We start from the raw sequence: 25,861 nt of genomic DNA on the forward strand, positions 1-25,861 counted from the left end.
GACACGAAACCCACAAAATATCCTATAGTATTATTAATGATTGCAGACAATACCTTTTCGATCTATTCAGACGGATTGTCAATCGCATTAACCGAAAAATTTATACTTTGGAAATTTATTTAGATACTTTTTACCATCGTTATATTATTGTATCGTGTTCCATCCTTTAAAATAAATGCATCCGGTATTTCTCCCACTTTGACGAATCCTAGTTTCTCATAAAGAATCTGACCTCTTTTATTACCTGAAAAATAGTCCAGTTCAATTTGAGTAAGGCCCCATTCCTTAGCATAGTCTTCAAGACAAAGGAGCATCTTCTTTCCTATTCCTAAGTTCCAAAATTCTTTCAGAACTGTAACAGCGACATTCCCTCGATGACGCATTTTCATTTTTTTTGATTTTGAAATCTGAGCACTTGCAATCAATCTTCCATCAATCTCTGCTATAATCATAAGAATATCTTCAGATTCATTAAAACCTTTTATCATCTTCTCTTCCTGTTCAACAGTCAGAGTTATTTCTTCTGGATAAGAGTATAAAAAGTTAGATTCTCCCATAACAGTTTTCAAATATTCAATAGTTTCTGCAGCATCTTTTACTTGAATTTCTCTAATTTGGCAAATCCTACCATCTTTCATTTCAAAACTTACTGGTATGTATTTCATATTTATCCCTCTCTTATTTTTTATTGTAATATTTTCTTCTTCCTAAATCATTTTACAAATTTACTGTAAAAATCATTCAATCCTTATTTTTATTTTTTGTTTCTACTAATATAACTAATCTATCATTTTTAAATCTTATGCCTAAGTATTGATTGTTTGTATCTGTGTCTCCTTTTTGGTAATCTTTTATATTTTTTCCAACTGTTTTAAGTGCTTGAACATAACTAAACTCTCCTGATTCAGTGTTACCAATCTGATGCATGTTACCTATTTTTTATTATTTCGGATCTATTCATTTAATTACCTGACATAATCCATAATATCTTCAACCTTACAATCAAGAACATAACAAATCTTTGCTATAGTTTCTAAATCAATTCTTTTAACTTTATTATTACAATAAGAATTAAGTTGCGTCCTTTGAAGATTTGCTTCTTTTTCTAATTTGTTTTTGCTTATATTTTTTTCTTCTAAAACCTGGTCTATTTTTAAAATCGGAATATCATTTATATTTATTTTATTATATCTTAAAACTTATTACAGGTCTAAGATATGTTTTAGATGAATTCTATTTAGTTTTTCTTAATAAAAGGGAATGTATATCTCATATTTCTTTTGACTACTTTTATAATTTTTCTGTATTTCTAACTTTCTGTAAAAATATATCTAACTAATATTTGCTAAACAAAATTATTGTCATAATCTAATGAGTCCTTACGATTATTTGTATTATAATTCCTTACTTGTACTAAAAACAATTCTATTTTTAAGATTAGATAAACTCAAAGATTTATGATTTTTAATGATCACAGATTTAAAATTAAAATATAAAACAAAAAAAGACTAGCTCTGAACACTACCCTGACTTGAAATTCAGGCGGTATTTTTTGAACGAGTCTTTTAATCAAATTTTCTTTAATATTGTTTTAGATATTCTGATAAAAGAGCCTCACTATTTTTACCATCGTCTATTAAAATATCTTGTATTATTTCCAATATTAAGCCCTGTCCACTGATAACATTCTCTGAATCATAAGGGCCATGGATATCTCCGCTTATAGGGATTTCTACTTCATTTATCCACCACTTATCAATTTTTCTATATATTTCAATTAATTCTACTAAATATTTAACCTCATCTTCACTAAAGCCTTCACTCAAGCAAAATATTAATTCATGAACAATCTTATTCCTGAATTTTCTTAATTTTTTAAAAGTAGCATACTCCTCTTCTGAAAGAGCGCCAACCATAATAAACCACTTAAAAGATGCATTCTCTATATGAGCATCAAGTTTCCTGACATTTTCTTTATACTCTTCTGACTCATGAACGATAATATTCTCATCTTTAAATTCTGTATGATTGCAAAAAAAATATTTTGGCAAATCTATTAATGAATCTTTTAAGCACTCATAGTACAAAACATATAAAGATGCAAAATGAATATTAGGCTTTAACCTTTTTTCATCCAACACATTTAAAATCTTTTCATAATATCTTTCCATAAAAATCTCCTATCAAGACCACAACTATAATAAATAATATAGAATAGAGTTTATTTAACTCTATCATTTACTTTACTCGAAATATTATTCTTCAATTTCAAAAGTAACCAATATTTATTATATCACAGTATAACGCTATCATAATTGACACTCATTCACTTACAATGACAAGTAAAATCATGGTTTAAAGAATGTAGTTTCCTAATCCCATTCTTCTTTTCAAAAGATACGATATTCCTGAAACCGTTCAAAATACTAAGTTTTTTTTTCTAATTTCGTTAAGCCTTCTAAATATAATACATTTTCAAATTTTTAGTCCAATCCCAGTACCGGACAATAAAGGTTAAAACAATCTATTAAATTTTAAACAATCTTATATTCCTTATGGAATCCTTAAATTTGTATTTTATACTAAGTTTATAAAATGAAGAGGAGGTTCATTTATGGACAAATTGATATTAGAAACAAAAAATCTTACTAAAACCTTTGGTAATCAAAAAGCTGTAGATAATATTTCTTTAAAAATAAAAGAGAATTCTATCTATGGATTGCTAGGACCTAATGGGGCTGGTAAATCGACTACATTGAAGATGATTACTGGAATGATTCATAAAACATCTGGTCAAATCTTTTTTAAAGGTCATGAGTGGAGTCGTGACGATTTATCGGATATTGGTGCCTTGATAGAAATGCCTGCCTTGTATGAGAACTTATCGGCTAGGGAAAATTTAAAAGTAAGGACACTCATATTAGGATTACCAGATTCTAGGATTGATGAAGTTTTGGAAATAGTAAGTTTAAAAGATACTGGCAGAAAGAAAAGTGGCCAGTTTTCTTTAGGCATGAAACAAAGACTAGGTATCGCCATTGCCTTATTAAATAATCCTAAGCTTTTGATTTTAGATGAACCAACAAACGGACTTGATCCACTTGGGATTCAAGAATTACGTGATTTAATAAGATCTTTCCCAGAAAAAGGGATAACCGTTATTTTGTCTAGTCATATTTTAGCAGAAGTTGAACAAACTGCTGATCATATTGGGATTATTAATAATGGAAAATTGCAATATCAAAACATTATTAATCGTGATGACAATTTAGAAGAACTTTTTATGAATGTTATAAAAAGTGGAATGGGAGTGTAAAAAATGATATCTTATATTCTTGCAGAAAATTTAAAACATAAGGGCACTTTTTTGAAGAAGTTATTAGTTCTTATGCCAATATCTTTAATCTTATTGTCACTCTTTCTTATGCCAAGCTATTTCACTGCTAATTCCTATAACTGGTGGTACGTCATAATAATGCCAGCAACTTTTGCCTTAATCCCAGCAATGATGGATAGAAAAGAAAGTAGAAAATTAAACTACAGAGCAGTTTTCCCTCTAAATATTAATCTCAAAAAGTTATGGGTTTCAAAAATAATTACAGCATTTATTTATATGAGTATTACCACTATTGTTCATATGCTAGGAGTGTATATTTTTCAATTTTTAATTGGAGAGCAATTAACACCAAACTATGAATTTTCAACATTACTATTTGCAAGTTTCTTACTAATAATAACCAATATTTGGCAAATCCCATTATGCTTTTTCTTGGTAAAAAAATTTGGCTTTATCGCATGTATTGCAATAAATGCAGTATTAGGTTTAGGATCAGGAATCTTGTTGTCTGACGGTGCTTTTTGGATTTATTGCCCATATTCTTGGGGAATTAGGTTAATGATTCCTGTTATGCATATTTTACCAAGTGGTCTTTTAACGGAAGCATCAAATCCAATAATATCAAGCACATCATTATATATTCCTTGTATTTTATCTGTATGTCTATTTACATTACTTGCAGTAATAAGTGCAAATTGGTTTTCAAAACAAGAGGTAAAATAATGATAAATATAATAAAATCAGAAATATACAAAATTAAAGGCACCTGGCTTCCTTGGATTCACATAGTTTTACCTATAGCCTATTCTTTATTATTTTATGTGGCATCAAAAACCACTGGATTAAAAAATTTTGAAGAAAACGATATAATACAAACTTATTTTGTACTTTTAGGAGCGATAATGCCAATAATATTAAGTTTTATAACTTCAAAAGTAGTTGATATGGAAATGAGTGCTGGGAAATTTCAAGTGCTTTTATCTACTACAAAATCTAGAAGCAAAGCCTATATAGGAAAACTCCTTGTATTAGAATTGGGATTTGTTATTTCTCTTGCTTTAGCTATTATAATTTTCGCAATATTAACAGGATATCAAAATATATTAGATTGGCTTATTGAATTTTTCTTAATTCTTATTAGCAGCCTTTCTCTATACATGATCCATCTTTGGGTATCAATTGAATTAAGTAGTGGCGCATCTATTGGATTAGGTTTTTTAGAAACAATGATTGCTTTACTTTCAATGACTGTCATCGGTGATAATATTTGGTATTTTATTCCTTGTACCTGGGGCGCAAGACTTCCTGCCATGTATATAAGGCTGGGCAAAGCTTTAGATCCTTCATATTTTTATAAAGAGTTAGGGCTGTGGGGTTTAATAGCATCCTTTATTATCTTAATCCTATTTATTTCCTCAATTATTTGGTTTAATAAGTGGGATGGGAAATCTGTTAGTGAATAAAAGTTTTTAATTTAAAATTAGGAGGTGATAAAATGTCTTTAATTCTTGCAGTTGATGACGAACTAGATATGCTTGATCTAATAAAAAACATTTTAAAAAAGAACAACCATAAGGTCGATGTATATCAAAACCCTTTAGACGTTGATAATAGTAAACTTAGTAAATATGATTTGATTCTACTTGATGTGATGATGCCAGGTATTGACGGAATTAGTTTCTGTAAGGATATTCGAACTAAAGTAGACTGCCCTATTCTTTTTTTAACAGCGAAAACTATGGAAGAAGATATAGTTGAAGGCTTATTAATTGGTGGTGATGATTACATCACAAAACCATTCGGTGCAGCAGAACTCCTAGCTCGTGTTGAAGCACATTTAAGACGAGAAAAAAGAGAACGACACACTAGTTTAAATCTTGGTGAAATTCGATTTGATTTATCTTCCAATGAAGTTTTTGTAGGAGAGGAAAAAGTTCATTTAACAAAATCTGAGTATCAGATTTCAGAATTACTAGCAAAAAGAAAAGGGCAAGTATTTTCAAGAGACCAAATATACGAGCTTGTCTTTGGATTTGATGGTATAGGAGATGCATCTGCAATATCAGAACATATAAAAAATATTAGGTCAAAGTTTCAAAAACATGGGAAAAATCCAATTGAAACAGTATGGGGGATCGGATATAAATGGAATTAATATCAAAAGGTCAATCTCTTAAAAATATACTTTTTAAATATTTGTTAAGTATTGCACTAGGACTAGTAATCTCAGTTGGATTAATAATAGCTTTTATATCTGCTTCTTACCAATTTAAATGGATATTTCCTGCGAACTATACTGAGAATTTAATTCTTGAAAAAAGGACAGATATTGCCACTTCAAAAAAATTCGAAAAATCATTACTTCCAGATAATACATCTTATCTATTTATATCAAAAGACGAAAAAGTTATAGAAACAAATATGAATAAGAATATCAAAGATATAGCCTTTAACTATCATAAGGGCTCTGGTAATTCTAATGCCAACTTATCCTTTATGGAAATACAGAGATCCGATGGATATGTACTAGTAGCTTATAAGCTAAAACCTTATTATAGAAACCCTTGGATGCAAAAAAATCTACCACAAATAAATATTTTATTACTAACTTTACTGATAATATTTTGTTTTATTAGTATTATTACTATCACATTAATTTGGGCAAAGAAAATATCAAAAGAATTAAATCCTTTGCTAGAAGCTTCGGAAGAAATTGGGAAACAAAACTTAGACTTCCAAGTTAAAAAGTCAAATATTCAGGAATTTAATGCTATATTAGATAGTTTAGAAAAAATGAAAATAGGATTAAGTGAATCTTTAAGGACAAACTGGAGAGAGGAAGAGAAAAAAAGAAATCAGATTTCAGCATTAAGCCATGATATAAAGACTCCTCTTTCAATTATAAAGGGAAACTCAGAATTATTAGGAGAAACAAACCTAACAGAAGAACAGCAAACATATCTAAATTATATTAAAAAAAACACAAGCCGTATTGATAAATATATCCAAACTTTAATGCTTGTTAATAAATCTGATCAAGCAAATGAATTGAATTTTCTTGAAATTAAGACAGAAAAATTTGTCGAAAACATTGAAAAACTAGCTAAAGAATTTACATCAACTTATAAGTTAAATCTTTTAGAAGATATTAACTATGAGAATGGTATTTTAATAGTAGATTTAAAAAATTTTGAACGAGCCTTTCTTAATATTCTTAGCAATGCTGAGAAACACAGTCCTAAAAACTCAACTATTAAGTTAATTATATGTTCAAAAGCTGATGAGTTTAAAATATCAATATTAGACCAAGGGCATGGATTTACAGGTGAAGACCTATTATATGCAACAGATCAATTCTATCAAGGAGACAAAAGTAGGCATTCAAAAGAAAACTACGGTATCGGATTATTTGTTGCCGAACAAATTATTAAGATGCATAGAGGAAGTCTTATTTTAGAAAATAGGACTGATGAATGTGGTGCTAAAGTCAGCATACTATTGCCAGTAAAGAATACTCAAGAATAGGGGTATTCTTTTTTCTTGCATTTATGAATTTTATGTGTGTGTTGTTTGTATATCTTTTTAAAAGCACTTTCATAAGTTTTTTCACTTTTAGTAATATAATCTACTTCTAAATTTAGAGCTTATTTTATAGGATGTATTTTTGTAATTGCCATACTAATCTCTAGAACTTTCTTTTGATTTATTAAGAAGCAGTGAATAAATCTGCCATATTTCTTTTGATAATTTTTCTATTTCTTTATTCATTGAATCAATTTCATTTTTGTATATAACACCAGTTGTATTAGTAGCCTTTGCAATCTGATTTATATTATTTGTTGCATTTGAAAGTAGCCATTGGAGATCTCTAAATGGTTCTAGGTCTACAATATAAATTTCTTTTTCTAATACGCATTTCCTAAGAAAATTGGACATTGTTTTGCAATTTGCAAGTTTCATTTTCTTTTCAAATATTTCTTTTTCTTCGTCTGTTAAATATATTTTAAGTTGGTTCTTTCTTGTTCTATTATCCATATTTTTCTCCTTTGCTCATATCTTTTGGGGTCTTAGGGTTCTCCCTAACAAGGTAAAAATCGTAAAATTATATAGCCTTATAAGCTATTGATTTTTTGATTTTTTCGTAAGTGGGTACTCACTTACTGTGCTTGCTCATATACTAATAGTATAAGAACAGCTTTAAGCATAGTTCTTAAAAATGAACCTAATCATCTATGATAAAATTATAGATATTAGGGATGAAATGGGATTGTTTTATGTGCTTGCTGGGTTTCCAATTTAGGAATTACTCATTTGGTAGACTCCACCCTCATTCCATTGCCTTTCATCTTTTCGGTTGGTTAGGTTCATTTATTGATTACCTGTATAACTCGTGAGCCTGTTGTGGTTTTGGATTAACAGGGCATCCCAAATTATAGGAGGTATATTATGTCAGAAAAAATTGTTGTAGGAATTGATGTGAGTAAAGCTTTCAGTGATATCTGTATTCTATCACCTAATAATGACATCATCAAAAGACTTAAAATTTCTAATGATATTACTGGTATGAAGTCGCTCATCTATGTACTTGAAAAGGTAGAAGATGAGTACAAAGACACAGCAGTAATTATCATGGAAGCTACTGCACACTATCATCAAATTTTAGCTAATTTTTTCCGTAAGCATAATTACGAAGTCATTGTAATTAATCCGATTCAAAGTGGAGCATTGAAAAATATCAATATCCGAAAAATTAAATCAGATAAAACAGATGCATATAATATAGCGTTGCTATATCGTATTAAGAATTACAACGAAACAATTACACACTCAGATACCGTTAACAGTATCAAAAAGCTTTGCAGACAGCATAAAGGATTGACGGATGAAATTGTGGAACACATCAACCGATTAATCGCTTTTTTAGATATTTCCTTTCCAGATTTCAAGAAAGTATTTACGGATTTGCAAGGGAAAACACCTTTGTCTTTGCTTGAAAAATATCCTACTATACAGGAAGTATTATCTCCTGAAAATAAGCAAGATATTATTCAACTGATAAAAGAAAATTCACATAAAAGCAGCTCCTATGCCGAAGTAAAATATGAAAAACTATTGAAAGCTGCTGAAAAATCTATTGAAGTTTGTATAGTAAGCCTTAGTTCAGCAGTACTTATTCAAACAACTGTAAGGGTTATTTTCAGTTTACAGGAAGCTTTGAAAGCAATCGATGATGAAATCAAAAGACTATCTCTTTTAGATGAAAAGTTTCATAAAGAAATAGTGCTTTTACAAAGTATTCCAGGAGTTGGAGAGTATACAGCATATGTTGTTTTATCAGAGCTTGGAGATATATCCAATTTCTCGAAACCGAAAGAATTAGTTGCCTTCTTTGGATTGGATCCAGGAGTAACTCAAAGTGGAACATACAATAGGAAAAACAATAAAATCTCTAAAAGAGGATCACCTCATGTTCGCTCAATTCTCCATATGCTGGCTAAATCTAATGTGTATCCAAATCGCAACCGAGAGTATTTAAATCCTGTTATGCGTGCTTATTTTGAAAAGAAGATAGCTGAAAAACCATACAAAGTTGTAATGTGTGCAATTATGCGAAAGATGGTTCAAATTATTTTTGCTGTTCTCAGAAACCAAAAATCATTTGAATTAAGAACACCCGAAGAACATCAAAAACTAATTCGAGAAAAGAGTAAGTTAGTCGCATAAACTTTTAAAAGTGTTGCCTCAAAAAATGAAAGTGTATGAGGCTTATTTGCTATGCACATTTTTAAGTTTTGTGACTTAAAAATTTTTCAAAAAAATTTTTAAAATAACTATTGACTTCCTTAGTTGGTCTACTACTAACAAGTCATTAATTTGATTTCCCATAATTTTTCAAATAGGAATTAATAAGTGTAACTGTAACTTATAAAATAAAAACTTCCAAAATTAGGCGAGCTTGTTTTAAGAGTCTATATCAACACCTTATTATCAAGCCATTAATTTATGTAATCCTAATTTAAGAAGATTTATAACGATTAGTTACAGGTTACAAAGTTACATTTGTATCTTTACTTGATTTGCTGTATCTATTTCTGATTGATTTTCTTTTTGCCATTCTTCTGGCAATAAATTCTTGTCAATTTCTATAAAGTCAGTTTCGTTTTCTGTTTTCTTTTCATAATATAGTTTTACTGGAATTGAGACTCCACTTGGTGATATTCTCTGGGTCTTTGATGATCTAACTGGAATCCATTCTTGAAAATAATTATCCATAATCTCTGAAAAAGATTTTGATTTTATTTGGTAGCCTTGCATGGTTAATTCTTTAAAACAAGTTATATTAGGATCTGCACTTTTCGGCTTATATTCTTCTAAGAAATACCTAATGTCTTCCACATCTGGGTTTAGATATTTAAACTTTTCTTGTTCTTTATACAAGTCTTTTAAAAGATGTTTTGGTATAGTCCATGCATGAGTCTTGTTTTTAAAGATTTCATATCCCAAGGCTAGAGCCTGATTAAAATCTTCTCTTATACGAGACATATATTCTTTATCCGAGAGTTTTTCATTGTTATCTTTATCTGGATATATAGTCCTTATTCTTTGATTCGGGTTACATTCAACAGGTAAATATCTTCTTTCTCCAGTATGGTCATTAAGAAAAGTTCTTTCATTTAATGTACCTATGAAGATACAAGTTCTAGGCACATCTGTGGCATATTTTTCGTAGGGTATTCTTATCCTATCGCTTAATTTTGATAAAAAAGATTTAGCTTCATTAGCCGATTTTGCATTTCTTAAAGCAACAAATTCTTCGATTTCAACGACAGTTTTACCCATAAGGTTCATGACGGCATCCTTACCTTGAATGTTTTCTATTGTACAAAACCAATCATCTGTTATGGACAAGTATCTTGCAAAAGTCGATTTACCTATACCTTGCCCACCAACTAAAACAATCATTTCATCAAACTTAGAACCGGGATTAAAAATTCTTTTTATCATGCCCAATATCATATGTTCCATTATCCAATTGTTAAGCTCTGTATCATCTGCTCCCAAATACTTTGGTAAAAGTTTTCTAATGGCATTTTTATCTCCATTCCATTTTAAATTTTGAAGATATTGCTTTGGCGGACTCACTTCATATTGGTGAGCTACAAAACGAATAGCTTCCCACATTTTATTGGAATTATAATTAATTCCAAAGTGTTTTTATATCTCTAAGCCCAGTCTATTGTTTAAAGAATCATCCCAAAGTCGTATTTGATTTTCCTTTATATTTCTTTCTCCGATGATTTTTCCCTGGAATTTTATTTCATTGGTAAATTTATCAAAGAATATTTGTCCATCAATGATTTTTTGATTTTGACAATATTTGGGATTTAAAATAGCTGTTACAATATTTCCAGTAATTTGTCTAACCGTCCCCTTATCCGTAGTTTGTAAGTCTAAAAAGGCGTAAGTCTGATCTATTTCTGGGAATTTTAATTTAATATCTGTCATAAGCCTTACTCCTCTTCTTTTTACAAGCATCTAATCTCTTTATTGTTTTATATTTATTCTCCATTTTATCCTCCTGTCTGGTATAAATAAGACTCCTGTGGTAAAATGAACTTATCTAGAGAACACTTCTCACAGGAGTGTATGCCTTTACTCTTTGTAGTAGGGGCTTTTTTCTTTTTTGATTTCTTCATATATTTGTAAAATATAGATTAAAATATCAGCTTCATCGTCATTGAGTTTGCCGTACTTTTTAATAACTTTTGCTAGTTGAAATATTTCCTTGGCTATATTGTCAGAAAGTCTGTAATCACTTACTAACTTAACCTGGTGATTTAATAGCATTTGTAGAAAATAATCTTGTTTTTTAAGTCCGCTTATTGCAATTTTTTTGTTTATTAGATCATATTCTTCTTCAGATACTCTGAAATTTAAAATGCGATTTCTTTTTCTATTTTTCTCTTTATTTCTAGTTTTTTTAGAAATATCACCTAATGAATGTCTTCTAAACATCTTTATCATCCTCTTCTAATAAATCTTTCCAGTCATTTGCCTTATTATTTCTTACTTGCGTTAAAGACAGAGCCATTTCTTTTTGCTTGCTAGGGAAAAGATGAGCATACCTATAGGTGATGTCAATCGATTCATGTCCAACCCTATCAGCTATTGCAGTTGCAGAAAATCCAAGTTCAATCAAGAGAGAAACGTGAGAATGTCTTAAATCATGTATTCTAATTCTTTTTACTTGAGATTTCTTAGATCCCCTATCCATTTCATGGTGCAGGTAGCTCTTAGAGAAATTAAATATTAAGTCTTTTGGTTTTAACTTATAAAAACTATCTATATATTCTTTGATTTCATCAGTTAAAAATTCAGGCATAACTATTGTCCTGATACTTTTTTTAGTCTTAGGAGCAGTTATTACATTTTTCCCATCAATCCTTTGTAAAGATTCATCAATTTTTAATGTATGCCTTTCAAAATCAAATTTCTCTTTTGTTAAGGCTAATAATTCTCCCATTCTAAGACCACACCAATACAAAAGTTCAAAAGCATAGAATGATTCAGGTTTATCTTTAATAGCTTCTATAAATCTTTCATATTCATCTTGAGTCCAAAAGAGCATTTCATCAGCTTCTTTCTCTCCCATAGAACCAACATCACGAGCAACATTAGTTTTTAAATTGTAGTACCTACAAGCATGATTTAGGATACTAGATAACTGAGCATGAATAGTTCTCAAATAAGTAGGAGAGTACTTTTTCCCATTCTTATCCTTAATCTTCATAAGCTCATTTTGCCATTGAATGATGGTTACATTATTAATCTCATTAAGCATTAAATCACCAATATAGGGAAGTATTTTTTGATTTACAATTGCTTCTTTTGTCCTCCAAGTATTTTCTCTTATTCTTGGTTTTCTATCTCTCTTATAAAGTTCAAAAAACTCCCTAAAGCTCATCTCAATCGATTCAGAATGTTGATTTAAAAATTCTTGTTCCCATTTTAATGCTTCTTTTTTTGTTAAAAATCCACGTTTTTTCTTAGTTAATTTTTCTCCTTTCCAGTTGGTGTAATTAAATTTACAAAACCAAGTCTTGTTCCCGCTTTCATCTCTAAATGCTGGCACTTTAAACCTCCTTTGCATTTGTTGGTTTATAGCAATACTTTTCCATAAAGTATTCTCTATTTACCTTTCCTCTTTGCACACGATAACCTAATTTAAGTAGATCTTGATTCATATCGTTTATTATCTGATATGCTGTTGTTCTGCTTACATCAAGAAATTCTTGTACATCTTTTGCATTCATAAAAATACCTTTCATAATGTCCTCCTTTTATAGTTTGTAAGGTTCTACATCCTCAAAAAAGGCGAGCATTAATTTATATGTCTTACAATTTTCGTTCAATATCGAACGGTATGTATATATAATAACAGTTCATATTTGTTCTGTCAAGTTTTTTCTATTTATTTTTTTCTAAAATATTCAGATACTTGCAACTATTTACAACAGAACAGTTTTGTTGAGCTTTTGTTCGTTTTGTGATAAAATATTTATAGTTATTATGAAATAAGGAGGAATTAGTTTGATTTCTGGAGAAAAATTAAAAAAGTTAAGACTTATGCGAAACTTAACTCAAAAAGAACTTGCCATTAAGTCTGGTTTGACAGATGCTGCCATAAGAAATTATGAACTTGGAAATAGATCTCCAAGTAAAGAACAATTACAAAAAATATCTGAAGCACTTGATTGTGACATATCAGCATTAATTAATCATGAACCTAATTCTATTTTTGAAATAATGCATATAATATTTGATTATGAAAAAGACATGAAGTTTAGACCGTTGGCAGGCGATGGAGAGATCACTGGACTTTTATCAAATGATGTAGACTTCAATAATTTTCTTATAGAATGGAATGAGATGAGAAAAAAGCATTACAACGATGAGATAACAGACGAGGAATTTGAAGATTGGAAGTTATCTTATCCTAAAAAATCAAGATTTTTAAAATAAAATATGTACGCAAAAAGACCGCAGCTTTTAACTACGGTCTAATTTTTTGTCCAAATGTAAACCACTTGGAACTATTATTCAATTTATTCTTTTTAACAAATGTTCCCATTTTAATCCCAGTTACAGTTTTTAATCTTCTGTAATCGTTGAATTTACTACTTTTTTATTATTGTCCCCTCAGAAACATTCAGTTTCTTCGCTTAGTTTTATGCTAGCTCGTATGGATTTTGGAAGACCAACTACTGAGTAGTCTCAAAAATGACCGAGTCCAGGATCACGGAAGCACCTCTTAGCATCGGTCACCCTAAAATCTCAGAATAATTTATTAGGAAAAAATAAATTAAACGTACGAAGCTCGAACCTCCGAATTGAGTTTTTTTTAATAAGTTTATTTCGACATTTTTACTACCTTTATTACAAATTGCTCCCATTCCATATGTCCATTGATACCGTTTTATATAAATGCCGTAAAACAATGTTTTTATTATCGATTTTAGCCTTATTATCGATCTAATTGCTATTTATCTAATATTTTGTAATAATATTACAAGCACAAATTCTATTTCATCAATGACTAATTTAATCCTATCGCAAGCAACAATTTCCTTTTAATCACCTATCTTAAAGTTTTCATATTATCAATCATCTAGTATGATCTTACAATATTCTTCTATAACAACATCTTCCGCTTTTCGTTTAATATTACGAAGATTATTGTGCCCCGTTAACGAATTTAATGCATTCTCAATGTTATTTACTTCTATTTTGACAGAAGTGTTTTTATATATGTTATTAATCAATTCTTCAGCGACATCATTAATAAACTTTCTTTTTTCATCAACAGAAAGTTCTATAAACCTATATACCATGTCAAATCTAGATTTTAACGGATTTGGTATTAATTCAATATATCTTGTTTTTGACATATTTGATGTAAACACAATGATATATCCATCTAAATTATGTTCTATTCCATGTCGATCAGTAAATTTACCATCCTCAAGCAATTCATAAAAAAAGTGAAATACACTAGGAGTTGCCTTTTCAAATTCGTCAATTAAAATTATTTTAGAGTTTGACAATTTCATTTTATTAATCAGTTCGCCACCTTCTTCACTACCAATATACCCTAATGGGGAGCCTATTAAACTATTTAGTACACCTTCATTTGAGTAATTTCCAAAATTTATTTTTATAAGTGACTGATTGGGATACATAATCTCTGAAAGAATTTTGGCAAATTCCGTTTTTCCTATGCCTGATTCTCCTGTTAAGAAAACAGAAAAAATTTTACGTTGTTTGAGTTTGTTTAATAAGGCAAATTTTTTAAGGTTAAAACTAAAATCTTTTTTAAAATCTTCATGACCTTTTAACTGAACATCAATATTTTCAATTATTTCTTGTAAGCTACCATATGGAAATACTCTCGTTTCACAAATGTTTGTATCATTTTCAATAGATTGTGAAAATAAGTTTTTCTTATATTCGAAAGAAAAGGGGAAATATTTTTTTATTTCATCTTCCATGTCTTCAATAATTAAAAATTGAATCTCCCTATTTCTATTCTGAATTTGCCTTAAAATTATCTCAAAATTCAAAATCAAATCTTTTCTTAATGCCAAAGTGTGTACTAGTTCAGTAATGTCTATGTAACGAATATCTTTGTTAATAAGAACATCCTCAATTTCATCAATGTTAAATTTATAGTTAATATTTTCTGCTCCTGAAAATAAACTTCCAATCGATATAATTTGATATTTTTGATTCATATCTTCAACTATTGATTTTTTATATAGTAGCAAAGAAATAGGACTGACAATTATCTCATTTATAGTAATATCTTCTTCTTTACAATCCTCGCTTACTACAGAATATTCCTCATTTATTTCATCAAACACATAAGGGAACTTATCTAATATTGAATTCTTATTTGAACTATTTATCAAAAATTCTACACTTTTAAAACGCTCAATTAATCTATACAAATATCTTTCAATAAATATTCTATAATATCCATTATCAAGAGCTAATGATGTAATATCAATCATGCACTTATTAATAAAATCATCGTCTAAATCGTCAATTTCATCTAAATTTTGTGCTAAATTAAAAATCAGAGCAATACTAACAAAATTTCGAGAAGAAAACTTAATTTTTAAATCATTAATTTTTTCATGATTATATACATATAACCTTTTATTCATTTTTGGTCTCTCCATTTATTCTTAACTCCTGAATAATTGCGATCACATCAATTAAATGCATCTTTTCATTAAGTTTATTGGGTTCAAAATTGAAAGGAGATATTTCTGCCTCCTCATTAATATAACTATCTTTCATAATATCATCATTCCATCTACTACTAAGATCTTTTTTATAAGAATCAGACATTATCTCTAAGAACTTTGATGAAACACTTTCTTTTTTTGAAAAATCTATCTCTCCCCTATAGATTCCCACTATACTTAGTTTTCCTAGCTGTAAATCATTATGTTGATATCCGTTTTCAAAATTATCATTTGCGCTATAAGGTATTTGAATAAGGCATTTCATGTTTTTACAATCATCGGAAATTTTCTGTTCGAATTGATAATCTATTGTAAAATCGTCCAATATTTTCTGCATCATTTTATTCATATCTATCTCGATATTTTCATCACCTTGATTTCTCAGTTTACTATCCTTCAATACATTCAAAATCATAACTGTATCATCAATGTTTATTCTTCTTAATTCTACATCTCTAAAAAGTATCAGTTGCCCTGATACTATACTTGTTTCTCTATTACTACTTTGTTTTGCAACTTCATACAACTTTCTCAGCAATATTGATTTTGTCGTCTTTACATCAAAATTCTCATAAACACGTTTCTTATAGTTATTTTCTTTTTGTATTGAAGTTTCACCAGATAACATAGCTGTCCTCGACGCTAAAGATGAAGTAGTTTTAAGTAATTCTTCCGAAAACTGCTCCTTCTCAACCATTTTCATTATTTTATTATCAATGAGCATAGCAATTTCATGTACCTTAGAAGTATTTACATAAAACAGATTAAATAAATCTTGCATAGGAGATTTAGTAAGTAATTGTAGATTATAATTTTTATCTACGTAATATTTAGAGATTAGTAAATTAATAAATGAGATTAACGTAAGAAAAGTTAATATCATTGAATTATTTTTCATGTATAATTGATTAAAAAACCTTATATTTACAAGCACACATAAAATTAAAAATGTGATTATAGTCGTAATAATATTCATTTTATTCGATATACTAAATCTAAGTATATTATTGATAATAGTAACCAGAATAAAAACTAAAATAGGAATAAAGAAAAAGATTTTACTTTTATTGTAAAAAACTAGTACTTCGTACATACATAAATATATAAATAAATATATACTCGACAAACATATAATATGTACAACATTTTTCAGACATTTAAACTTCGAAATCCCTCTCATATTCTAAAAAATCTCTCCAATCTTAAATTCTATATACTCACATATCAATCATTAAATTTCAATTTATCTGTAATCTATCTTTCTTTTCTTGACAGAACATAAATGCAATTTTATTTTCTGGATATGTTTCAAATCACATGCTTAAATTATTGAAATATTGAGGTGTGAAGTCTGTTATATTTTTCTATAAATTTTTTCTCATATCGAATTTTTATCTGCTCTGATGTCATATCTTTACAGGTTGTTCCGATTCGCATTGTACATCCAGTAGAGGAGAATCCATAATTCTTTTGACAATAAATATGATGATGACCTTTATTTATATGAATTACTATTAGAGTTTTTCCTTCATCAAATTTTAATTCTGAACTGATTTCATCTTGTGGGTTCGGTTCTATTTTAGTTGTTATAACATCAGATATTTTTCTAAGAATTTCATCAACTTTATCCACACCAACTACAACACCATCATCTTTTACTCCTATAATAATTGATCCTCCTGCACTATTAAGGAAAGATACTATTTCCTTTGTAATCGTATCTGTGTATTTTTCTTTTAATTCAATTGTTTCTGATTCGATATATCGGCTCATTGTAGTCCTCCTCAATTATAATTATTATATCATATTTACGACAGTACAAGAATTCAAACCGACATTTTATTGTCGCATTATTTATTTGTTTGCTAAGTTATATAAAATATGTACGCAAAAAGACCGCAGTTTGAAACTACGGTCTAATTTTTTGTTCAAATGTAAACCACTTGAAACTATTATTCAATTTATTCTTTTTAACAAATGTTCCCATTTTAATCCCAGTTACAGTTTTTAATCTTATGCAACTATTGATTTTACAAGATTTTTTGTTTTTTTGCTACTATTCCCACTCGATTGTTCCTGGTGGTTTGCTGGTTATATCATATACTATCCTGCCTACTCCTGCTACTTCGTTTATCATTCTGTTTGATAAAGTTTGTAGGAGGTCGTATGGGAGGTTGGCGGCTTCTACTGTCATGGCGTCGGTGGATGTGACGGCTCTGATTGCTACTACGTTGTCGTAGCTTCTGGCGTCGCCTTTTACTCCTACGGTTTTGATTGGGGTCCAGACTGTGAAGTATTGCCAAATGTCTTCATTTAGGCCAAAGTTTTTGACTTCTTCTCTTAGGATGGCGTCGGTTTCTCTGACTATCCTTAGTTTATCTTCGGTGATATCGCCCATGACTCTGATGCCGAGGCCTGGTCCTGGGAATGGTTGACGCCATACCATGTCGTGTGGGATGCCGATGGCTTCGCCTACTGCCCTTACTTCGTCTTTGAAAAGCATTCTTAGTGGTTCTACTAGGCCTTTGAAGTCCATGTCTTCTGGTAGGCCGCCTACGTTGTGGTGGCTTTTGATGACGCTTGCCTTGTCTTTGCCTGATTCTATGACGTCTGGATAAATTGTGCCTTGAACTAGGTAGGAAGCTCCGCCGATTTTGTGGGCTTCTTCTTCGAAGACTTCGACAAAGTGGTTGCCGATGATTTTTCTCTTTGTTTCTGGATCTGACACTCCTTTTAGGAGGTCTAAGAATTCCTTAGACTTGTCTACCATTTTGACATTTAGGCCAAGATTTTTGTAGGTTTCCATTACAGATTTGGCTTCATCTTTTCTTAGAAGACCGTGGTCTACAAAGATACATTGGAGGTTATCTCCTATGGCCTTTGAGACAATTGTTGCTGCAACTGAGCTATCTACACCGCCTGATAGGCCGCAAATCATCTTTTCGCCAGCGTATTTTTCTTTGATTTCTGCTATGATTTCTGTAGCAAAGTCTGCCATTTTCCAGGTTTTTTCTGCCTGGCAAATGTTTAAAACGAAATTTTCTAGAATTTCCCTGCCGTATTCAGAGTGGACTACTTCTGGGTGGAATTGAACTGAATAAATATTCTTTTCAGTATTTTCCATGGCTGCCACTTCTGTGTTAGCTGTTTTTGCAATTGCCTTAAAGCCTTCAGCTATGTTTGCTACCCTATCTTTGTGATTCATCCAGATTATGGATTTTTCTGGGATATTTTTAAATAATTCTGATTTATTATCTACAATTAATTCTGTCTTGCCATATTCTGCAAGCTTTGGAGTTTCAACAGATCCACCATATAATTGGTTTATAAATTGGTGACCGTAGCAGATTCCTAAAACTGGCACGCCTAGGTCAAAGATTTTTTCATCTGCCCTTAGGCTGTTGGCGTTGTTTACAGATTGAGGACCACCTGTTAGGATGATGCCTGCAAGATTATTTAGGTCAAGGTCATTTAAATCAGTGTCGCAGTCGTGGATTTCTGCAAAAACGCCCATTTCCCTGACACGTCTTACTATTAATTGGTCGGTTTGGCCGCCAAAATTTAATACTAGGATTTTTTCTTTTGCCATATTTTCCCTTCCTTGTCTTAGCTCTTTTCTTCCCTTTCTTCTGGGAATTTTTCGAAGTAATATTGGACAATTTCTGTCGCTGTTTGCTCGATTGTATTTTCTGTTACATCAATTACCTTGCAATCAAGGTCTTTGAAGACTTCCTTGGCATAGGCAAGTTCTTCTCTGATTCTTTCCTTGTCAAAATACTTGCTTTCTCCAACAATGCCCATGGTTTTGGTCCTCTCAGCCCTGATGTTGGATAATTTATCAGGATCAATTACAAGACCAATTACCCTGTCAGGGTCAACCTCAAAGAGTTCCTGAGGTAGTTTGGATTCTGGGACTAGGGGTAGGTTTGCTACCTTGAAATTTTTGGTGGCAAGTATCATGGTTGTAGGTGTCTTTGATGTTCTAGATACGCCAACAAGGACAATATCTGATTCCAAAAATCCCCTCGGATCCTTGCCGTCATCGTATTTTATAGCAAATTCTATGGCGTCAATCATCTTGAAATAGCCCCTAGAGAGGGTCCTTGTAAGGCCAGCCTCTCTGATGGCTTTTTTGCCAGTTAATTGCTCAAACTTGTTGATTCCATAGGAAAGAATATCGAGTACAGTTATGTCTGCTTTCTTTGCCCTATCCCTTAAATGAAGGGCCAAATCCTTGTTTGCAACTGTCATAACTATCACAGAATCATCATCGAGGTCGTCCATGATTTCGTCGATTTCTTCTTTGGTTTTTATATCCGGTTTTCTTATTACCCTTGTTTCTAGGTCTGGAAATTGGCTAGTAACAGATTTCATATAATTGATCGCAGTTTCTCCTGTCGAATCACTTATAATTACAATCGTCAAACAATCGTCCATCAATTCCTCCTATCTTACTATTTCAGAAATATCAAATACTAAATCCATTCTCCTCTTTAGAGAATTTAACATGGCTAGTCTGTTGTTTTTAACTTCCTCATTATCTACATTTATCATTGTATTATCTAGGTAGTCATTGCCTACGAGGCTGGTTTTTTGGATATTTTCTAGCTCTTTTTTATAGTCGTCACTGCTTGCAAGGCCTAGGTCTTCAAGACTAGAAATTTCCTCAAAGAACTTTCTTTCAAGGTCTGTTTCAAGAAGGTCTTGTCTTATTTCTGTCACTTGGCTATCTTTGGCGAGATTTTTTATCCTAATTAGGTAAGAAAGTGAATCGTCACTTTCTTCTATAAATTCACTTACAGCCTTAACTTTTTCGGTCATTTTTAAAATATTTGTAAAGTCTGTATTTATTACTGAGTTTACTATATCATACCTATATCCATCATCTAAAAGCTTATTTTTGAGCCTATCTTTGATGAAGGTTAGACTTTCGTCCATGGTTTTGTCATAGTCAAAGGCTAGGGCGTTGGTTTCTGTATAAACCAAGAGGGCCTCAGCTATTAGCTTTTTGATGTCTACGTCAATGCCATTTTCTAGGATAATGTTGATTATACCTAGGGCCGCCCTTCTTAGACCGAATGGATCACGGCTACCTGTGACGTAATTTTCTATGGCATAAAGACCAACTATATTGTCCATCTTATCTGCTATGGCAAGGAGGATTCCTGCTACAGATTTTGGAGTCTCTGAGTTTTGGTTCTTTGGTAGGTATTGTTCCTTGATGGCTGTGGCAACTCTTTGGTTTTCTCCAGATTTTAGGGCATAGATTGCACCCATAGTTCCCTGAAGCTCGGTAAATTCTACTACCATCCTTGTAACAAGGTCTGCCTTTGCTAGGTAGGCTGCTCTTTTTGCATCTTCTGCTATATCGTCACCTAGGTTTAGTTCTTTTTGATAGCGGCCTACAAGGTCCACAAGCCTCTTGGTTTTTTGGCCCATATTACCAAGGCCTTCAAAAAATACAAGACTATCAAGGTCTTTGACATAGGATTCAAGCTTAGTTTCAACATCTAGGTTGTAGAAGAATTTAGCATCTTCTAGCCTTGCAACTAGGACTTTTTTGTTGCCCTCAATTACATTTTGACTTTCGTAGTCATCCCCATTTCTAACTAGGCAGAAATATGGGAGGAGCTTTTTCTTATCGTCAAGGATTGGGAAGTACCTTTGGTGGTCCTTCATTGGAGTTGTGATTACTTCCCTAGGAAGTTCTAGGTAAGAGTGATCAATTTCACCAACTAGGACTGTTGGGTATTCAACTATATTTACTACCTCATCTAGGAGGTCTTCGTCTTTCATGTATTCTCCTCCAACCTGGCTTGATAGGGAGTTTAGGCCTTTAAGTATTATATCTCTCCTGTCCTTACCCCTTAGGATGACGTAGTTTTCCTTTAATTTTCCTTCGTAATCAGAAATTTTGTCGATAAGAATCTTATCAGAGCCAAGTGTCCTGTGGCCCTTTGTGATATTGCCGACTTCGATGCCTTCAGCATCAAAAGATAAGATTTTATCGTCAAGTAGGGATACAAACCACCTAATTGGTCTGGCCCATCTGATTGATTTTCCGCCCCATCTCATTGATCTTGGGAAGGAAATTGACTTTACTAATTCATAGACATTTTCTTTTAGGAGGTCTTCTAGGGATTTAGATTCTTCCTTTTTTTCTACAAAGATATAGTCTTCGCCTTTTTGTTCTTTGACAATCACATCTTCGAGGCTTGCCTTTTGGCCTTTTAAGAAACCAAGAAGGGCTTTGGATGGATTGCCGTCCGCATCATAGGCGATTTTTACACTTGGTCCTCTAACAGAGATGACTTCTGCTTGGGCCGCTTCTGCTACATTTTTTAGAAGAACCATAAATCTTCTTGGTGTAGATTCGATTTCGATTTCTTCATAAGATAATTTATTTTCAGATAAAAGTTTTTCAAACTTTTCCCTTAGTTGGGTCTTGGTGGATTTGACATAATCTGAAGGTATCTCTTCCACACCAATTTCTAATAGATAATTATGCATGCTCTTCCTTTCTTAAGAGAGGAAAGCCAAGTTCTTCTCTTTTTTCGATGTATTTTTGGGCTACAAGACTTGATATATCCCTAACTCTCTTGATATAGTGGTTTCTTTCTGAAACAGAAATCGCACCTTTGGCATCAAGGGTGTTAAAGGTATGGCTGGTTTTTAAAACATTATCGTAGGCTGGGTAAATTAAGCCAAGTTCGATAAGTCTTGCCGCTTCTTTTTCGTAAATATTAAATAGGGTTTCTAGGGTTTCGTTGTCTGCATCCTCGAAAGAATATTTGGAATTTTCATATTCTGGGAGTTTGAAAACATCACCGTAAGTTAAGTTTTCTGACCACTTGATGTCGTAGACATTGTCCACATCTTGAAGATACATACAAATTCTTTCAAGACCTATGGTTATTTCTCCACTTTCCAATGCGCAGTTGATACCGCCTACTTGTTGGAAATATGTAAATTGGGTAATTTCCATCCCGTCAAGCCATACTTCCCAACCAAGTCCCCAAGCACCTAGGGTTGGAGATTCCCAGTTATCTTCAACAAACCTAATATCGTGTTTTTTTGGATCAATGCCTATGGTTTCTAGGCATTTTAAATATAAATCTTGAATATTAGATGGGGTTGGTTTTAATAAAATTTGCATCTGGTGGTGTTGGTAAAGTCTGTTTGGGTTTTCTCCATACCTACCATCTGCAGGTCTTCTGGATGGCTCAATATAGCAAACCTTCCATGGTTCAGGACCTAGGGCCCTTAAAAATGTGTGAGGGTTCATTGTTCCTGCACCCTTTTCGATGTCGTATGGAATCATGACTGAACAGCCCTGTTCTTTCCAATACTCCTCTAGTTTTAGTATTAAATCTTCAAAGTACATTTACATTCCTTTCGAGTGCCTTTTTGACCCATTCTAAGGAAGGATAGGTCCCTAGATCTAGGTTACTAAGGCAATAGTCTATTATTATTTTGCCGATTTTCGGATAGTTTTCTACCAAATTTATATCTTCAAGGTCTTCTGATCTGGTATATAAAAGTTTGTTAAAATATACAAATTCTTCATAGGTCATAAAGACCTTGTCAAAGACTTGATCTTTACACTCATCACAAATAACTGATGATTCTGATGGGGAAAAGTACAAATATTTGCCCCTTATATTTTTACCGCAAATCCCACAAGTTTTAAAGTTTGGTTTAAAACCTGAAAAGGAAATATATTTGAGAAAAAATCCCAAAAATATATTTACATAGTTTTTACGGGCCTTTTCAAATGCATCAAAACTATTTGTAAGGAGGGTAAAAACAGTCTCTACTTGGATATGGTCGATAGTCCTTAATAAAAGGTCGCAAATCGCTGACTTATACAATATTATATCAAAGTTTTTGTTTGATTTGTAGTAGGGATTTAAAACGAGGCCTTCTCTCAATCCATAAAAGTCCTTGCCGGATCTGTAAAGGTCGAAGGATGCCAAGATAAACCTGTTTGTTAGGGCTAGGTTTTTAGAATTTTTCTTTAAAACCCCCTGGCAATTTATGGAAATTTTTCCCATGTCTTTTGTGAAAACTTCGATGATTTTGGAAGATTCCTTGTATTTAAATTCCCTGAGGACTATACCCCTTATGTCCTTAAGGTCTGCCGTAGCCAAACCTATCCACCAACTTTTCCTTCTTGCGCCAATCTTTTTCGACCTTGACCCATAGTTGGAGGTTGACCCTAGAAGCTAGGAAATCTTCTATCTCACGTCTGGCGTCGATGCCAATTTGCTTTATCATTTGGCCATTTTTGCCAATTACGATTTGCTTGTGGGAATTTTTCTCAACAATAATTGTCGCCCTGATGTCAATAAGGTCCTTATCGTCCCTTTCTTTGAAATCGTCAATTCTCACTGCAAGACCGTGGGGAACTTCTTCTGACAAGAGTCTTAGTGCCTTTTCCCTGATTATTTCTGAGACTACAAACCTCTCAGTCTTGTCTGTGATCATATCCCTGTCATAGTAGGCTGGTCCTTCTTCTAGGTAGGATTTTACCCCTTCTATGTAGGCATTGACATTTGTATCATCAAGAGCAGAAATAGGGATAATTTTATCAAAAAGTCCAACTTGATCGTAGAGTTCTTCGATTTCTTCGATTTCCTCTTCATTTAGAAGGTCTATCTTATTTATAAGTAGGATTATCGGAACTCTAACATTTCTTAGTTCGTCAATTATCATCTGGTCAAGTTTGCCAATTTCTTTAGACTCGTCAACCACGTAGGTTACTAGGTCTGACTCGTTTAGGGAATCCTTAGAAAAGCTTAATAGCCTTTCTTGGAGGACATTTCTTGGCTTTTGGATACCAGGCGTATCTATAAAAATAAGCTGGCTGTCCTCGTCGTTATATATTATATTTATCTTATCTCTGGTGGTTTGGGGCTTGTTTGAAATGATGGAAATTTTCTCTTTTAAAATCTTTTCCATAAGAGTTGATTTTCCAACATTGGCCCTGCCAACTACCGATATAAATCCTGATTTCATTCTAAATCCTTTTTGCTAAAACTTTCTGGCAAGAGTTCGTCAATCCTATAAGTCTTGTAACTTTCAGGGTCCCTGGCTACAATTATCTTTGTGTCGCAATCCGCAAACTCTCTTATAAATTGCCTGCAAACTCCGCAAGGATAAGTATATTCGGAATCGCCTGTTATTACTATGTAGGCAAATTCTCTTTCCCCCTCTGTAATGGCTGTAGAAAGAGCATTTCTTTCTGCACAAAGGGTCGGAGAATAGGCCGCATTTTCTATATTTACACCCTCAAATATCCTTCCAGATTTTGTCATTACGACACAAGCAACATGGAAGTTCGAATAAGGGGCATAGGCCCTTTTTTTGATCTCTATGGCTTTTTTTATCAAATCTTTTATCTCTGTCATGAAAATATCCCAAATATAGCCATGGCCATGGAGGTCCCAAGGATGGCTCCTCTAATAATTTCTCTAGCCGAATGGATGTCGGCTTCGTACCTGGATTCTGCAACTATGAAGGCAAGGGCAACTAATAATAGCCTCACCAAGGGTTCATTTACCAACAAAATGCCTATGGTCGATAGGCAAAAGGCAACTGAGGTGTGGCCTGAAACAAAACCGCCCTTAAAGGCTGTGCCACGGCCTTCATAGAAAACTCCCTTAAGAAAAATTGTTAAGATTATTACCAAGGAAATGGTAATTAAGGCTAAGTGTGATGGTCGTCTGGCAATTTTTAAGATAACTGAATCGTAAAAATTTAAAAATTTGTCAAAAAATATCAAATAGCCAACAAAAACTGCATTTAGGGCTGCAATAAAGGTTGCAGCTGCAGATACGTCCTTGCCAGCCTTGGCGAGTTTTGAGAACTTACCCCCGCTTGCCAAGTCTACAATCTCTTCTATGGCTGTATTTAAAAGCTCAAGGGCCACTACAAAGGCAATTGAAAATACCAAAAACATCATTTCAACCCTGGATAGGTTGAAAAATAAAGATGCAATTAGAACTAGGATTGATGCCAAAATATGAAATTTCATATTTTTTTCGTGGTTTATGGCATAAACCAAACCCTCATAGGCATAGTCAAAGCCCTTGAGGAATTTTTGGCCGTGGGTTAATTTTAAGGGCTCAAAGTCCTCTCCATCTTTCTTTTGGAGTTCCTCGAGGATTTCCTTTTTTAAATTTTCTTTAAGGTCATCATAGTTTTTATCCAT

At 32.1% G+C, this 25,861-nt stretch carries 28 protein-coding genes; 7 read left to right on the forward strand and 21 right to left on the reverse strand.

Annotation, left to right across the window (positions count from 1 at the left end):
* Positions 1–119: 119 nt before the first annotated feature.
* From K8P03_RS02100 to K8P03_RS02115, 4 genes are all read right to left on the reverse strand, one after another.
* Positions 120–665 carry a GNAT family N-acetyltransferase gene (locus K8P03_RS02100; protein ID WP_223417958.1) on the reverse strand — a complete coding sequence of 182 codons (546 nt, stop codon included), beginning with the start codon at positions 663–665 and terminating at the stop codon, positions 120–122.
* Between the two features lie 76 nt (positions 666–741).
* Positions 742–927 carry a hypothetical protein gene (locus K8P03_RS02105; RefSeq protein ID WP_223417959.1) on the reverse strand — a complete coding sequence of 62 codons (186 nt, stop codon included), beginning with the start codon at positions 925–927 and terminating at the stop codon, positions 742–744.
* Positions 928–965: 38 nt separating this feature from the next.
* A complete protein-coding gene (locus K8P03_RS02110) occupies positions 966–1,181 on the reverse strand; it encodes a helix-turn-helix domain-containing protein (RefSeq protein ID WP_317847409.1) in 216 nt (71 codons plus the stop codon).
* Between the two features lie 399 nt (positions 1,182–1,580).
* The gene (locus K8P03_RS02115) at positions 1,581–2,171 is read right to left on the reverse strand and encodes a hypothetical protein (RefSeq protein WP_223417960.1); all 591 of its coding nucleotides are present in this window, start codon (positions 2,169–2,171) and stop codon (positions 1,581–1,583) included.
* 443 nt (positions 2,172–2,614) lie between these two features.
* On the opposite strand from K8P03_RS02115, the gene K8P03_RS02120 reads away from it, so the two are divergent.
* From K8P03_RS02120 to K8P03_RS02140, 5 genes are read left to right on the forward strand one after another with little or no spacing between them, the layout of a single operon-like run.
* A complete protein-coding gene (locus tag K8P03_RS02120; protein ID WP_223417961.1) occupies positions 2,615–3,316 on the forward strand; it encodes a lantibiotic protection ABC transporter ATP-binding protein in 702 nt (233 codons plus the stop codon).
* A gap of 3 nt (positions 3,317–3,319) precedes the next feature.
* Positions 3,320–4,060 carry a lantibiotic immunity ABC transporter MutE/EpiE family permease subunit gene (locus K8P03_RS02125; RefSeq protein ID WP_223417963.1) on the forward strand — a complete coding sequence of 247 codons (741 nt, stop codon included), beginning with the start codon at positions 3,320–3,322 and terminating at the stop codon, positions 4,058–4,060.
* Positions 4,060–4,800, forward strand: coding sequence for a lantibiotic immunity ABC transporter MutG family permease subunit (locus K8P03_RS02130; RefSeq protein ID WP_223417965.1), 741 nt, complete (start codon positions 4,060–4,062; stop codon positions 4,798–4,800). The genes K8P03_RS02125 and K8P03_RS02130 overlap by 1 nt, the downstream gene beginning before the upstream one ends.
* Before the next feature lie 32 nt (positions 4,801–4,832).
* Positions 4,833–5,492 carry a response regulator transcription factor gene (locus tag K8P03_RS02135; RefSeq protein ID WP_223417966.1) on the forward strand — a complete coding sequence of 220 codons (660 nt, stop codon included), beginning with the start codon at positions 4,833–4,835 and terminating at the stop codon, positions 5,490–5,492.
* Positions 5,483–6,862, forward strand: a complete 1,380-nt coding sequence (locus K8P03_RS02140) for a sensor histidine kinase (RefSeq protein ID WP_223417967.1) — start codon at positions 5,483–5,485, stop codon at positions 6,860–6,862. Before K8P03_RS02135 ends, K8P03_RS02140 begins: the two co-directional genes overlap by 10 nt.
* Before the next feature lie 153 nt (positions 6,863–7,015).
* On the opposite strand, the gene K8P03_RS02145 is transcribed toward K8P03_RS02140, so the two are convergent.
* Positions 7,016–7,372 (reverse strand): plasmid mobilization protein, encoded by a 357-nt coding sequence (locus K8P03_RS02145; protein WP_223417968.1) that lies wholly within the window; start codon positions 7,370–7,372, stop codon positions 7,016–7,018.
* A 411-nt stretch (positions 7,373–7,783) separates the two neighbouring features.
* Between K8P03_RS02145 and K8P03_RS02150 the strand changes: the two genes are divergently transcribed.
* Positions 7,784–9,061: an IS110 family RNA-guided transposase gene (locus K8P03_RS02150; protein ID WP_223417969.1), complete on the forward strand. Its 1,278-nt coding sequence runs from the start codon at positions 7,784–7,786 to the stop codon at positions 9,059–9,061.
* Between the two features lie 330 nt (positions 9,062–9,391).
* Here the strand turns inward: K8P03_RS02150 and K8P03_RS02155 are convergent, their stop codons facing one another.
* From K8P03_RS02155 to K8P03_RS02175, 5 genes are all read right to left on the reverse strand, one after another.
* Complete coding sequence (locus K8P03_RS02155; RefSeq protein ID WP_223417971.1) at positions 9,392–10,480, reverse strand: virulence-associated E family protein; 1,089 nt, start codon at positions 10,478–10,480, stop codon at positions 9,392–9,394.
* 72 nt (positions 10,481–10,552) lie between these two features.
* On the reverse strand, positions 10,553–10,873 hold the full coding sequence (locus tag K8P03_RS02160) for a hypothetical protein (RefSeq protein ID WP_223417972.1): 321 nt from the start codon (positions 10,871–10,873) through the stop codon (positions 10,553–10,555).
* 117 nt (positions 10,874–10,990) lie between these two features.
* Positions 10,991–11,353, reverse strand: a complete 363-nt coding sequence (locus K8P03_RS02165; RefSeq protein ID WP_223417973.1) for a plasmid mobilization protein — start codon at positions 11,351–11,353, stop codon at positions 10,991–10,993.
* Entirely contained in the window at positions 11,346–12,470 is a 1,125-nt protein-coding gene (locus K8P03_RS02170; protein WP_223417974.1) for a site-specific integrase, read from the reverse strand. The genes K8P03_RS02165 and K8P03_RS02170 overlap by 8 nt, the downstream gene beginning before the upstream one ends.
* Position 12,471: 1 nt before the next feature.
* Positions 12,472–12,666: a hypothetical protein gene (locus K8P03_RS02175; RefSeq protein WP_002839721.1), complete on the reverse strand. Its 195-nt coding sequence runs from the start codon at positions 12,664–12,666 to the stop codon at positions 12,472–12,474.
* 262 nt (positions 12,667–12,928) lie between these two features.
* Here K8P03_RS02175 and K8P03_RS02180 point away from each other — a divergent pair, with 262 nt between their 5' ends.
* Positions 12,929–13,360 carry a helix-turn-helix domain-containing protein gene (locus tag K8P03_RS02180; protein ID WP_002839745.1) on the forward strand — a complete coding sequence of 144 codons (432 nt, stop codon included), beginning with the start codon at positions 12,929–12,931 and terminating at the stop codon, positions 13,358–13,360.
* 638 nt (positions 13,361–13,998) lie between these two features.
* On the opposite strand, the gene K8P03_RS02185 is transcribed toward K8P03_RS02180, so the two are convergent.
* The 11 genes from K8P03_RS02185 to K8P03_RS02235 all read right to left on the reverse strand — a co-directional run bounded on the left by K8P03_RS02185 (position 13,999) and on the right by K8P03_RS02235 (position 25,861).
* Entirely contained in the window at positions 13,999–15,564 is a 1,566-nt protein-coding gene (locus tag K8P03_RS02185; protein ID WP_223417975.1) for an AAA family ATPase, read from the reverse strand.
* Positions 15,557–16,372 (reverse strand): hypothetical protein, encoded by an 816-nt coding sequence (locus tag K8P03_RS02190; protein WP_223417976.1) that lies wholly within the window; start codon positions 16,370–16,372, stop codon positions 15,557–15,559. Before K8P03_RS02190 ends, K8P03_RS02185 begins: the two co-directional genes overlap by 8 nt.
* A 602-nt stretch (positions 16,373–16,974) precedes the next feature.
* On the reverse strand, positions 16,975–17,421 hold the full coding sequence (locus tag K8P03_RS02195) for an AlbA family DNA-binding domain-containing protein (protein WP_223417977.1): 447 nt from the start codon (positions 17,419–17,421) through the stop codon (positions 16,975–16,977).
* 283 nt (positions 17,422–17,704) lie between these two features.
* Positions 17,705–19,237: a glutamine-hydrolyzing GMP synthase gene (gene guaA / locus K8P03_RS02200; RefSeq protein WP_223417978.1), complete on the reverse strand. Its 1,533-nt coding sequence runs from the start codon at positions 19,235–19,237 to the stop codon at positions 17,705–17,707.
* A 17-nt stretch (positions 19,238–19,254) separates the two neighbouring features.
* Complete coding sequence (locus K8P03_RS02205; protein ID WP_223417979.1) at positions 19,255–20,085, reverse strand: pyruvate, water dikinase regulatory protein; 831 nt, start codon at positions 20,083–20,085, stop codon at positions 19,255–19,257.
* Between the two features lie 9 nt (positions 20,086–20,094).
* Positions 20,095–22,158, reverse strand: a complete 2,064-nt coding sequence (glyS, locus tag K8P03_RS02210) for a glycine--tRNA ligase subunit beta (RefSeq protein ID WP_223417980.1) — start codon at positions 22,156–22,158, stop codon at positions 20,095–20,097.
* Positions 22,151–23,032 (reverse strand): glycine--tRNA ligase subunit alpha, encoded by an 882-nt coding sequence (glyQ, locus tag K8P03_RS02215; RefSeq protein WP_223417981.1) that lies wholly within the window; start codon positions 23,030–23,032, stop codon positions 22,151–22,153. The genes glyS and glyQ overlap by 8 nt, the downstream gene beginning before the upstream one ends.
* A complete protein-coding gene (recO, locus tag K8P03_RS02220; protein ID WP_223417982.1) occupies positions 23,022–23,798 on the reverse strand; it encodes a DNA repair protein RecO in 777 nt (258 codons plus the stop codon). The genes glyQ and recO overlap by 11 nt, the downstream gene beginning before the upstream one ends.
* Positions 23,779–24,666, reverse strand: a complete 888-nt coding sequence (era, locus tag K8P03_RS02225) for a GTPase Era (protein ID WP_223417983.1) — start codon at positions 24,664–24,666, stop codon at positions 23,779–23,781. Before era ends, recO begins: the two co-directional genes overlap by 20 nt.
* The gene (gene cdd / locus K8P03_RS02230) at positions 24,663–25,058 is read right to left on the reverse strand and encodes a cytidine deaminase (protein ID WP_223417986.1); all 396 of its coding nucleotides are present in this window, start codon (positions 25,056–25,058) and stop codon (positions 24,663–24,665) included. Before cdd ends, era begins: the two co-directional genes overlap by 4 nt.
* Positions 25,055–25,861 (reverse strand): diacylglycerol kinase, encoded by an 807-nt coding sequence (locus tag K8P03_RS02235; RefSeq protein WP_223417988.1) that lies wholly within the window; start codon positions 25,859–25,861, stop codon positions 25,055–25,057. Before K8P03_RS02235 ends, cdd begins: the two co-directional genes overlap by 4 nt.

This window comes from Anaerococcus murdochii (assembly GCF_019957155.1).
Classification (GTDB): domain Bacteria; phylum Bacillota; class Clostridia; order Tissierellales; family Peptoniphilaceae; genus Anaerococcus; species Anaerococcus murdochii.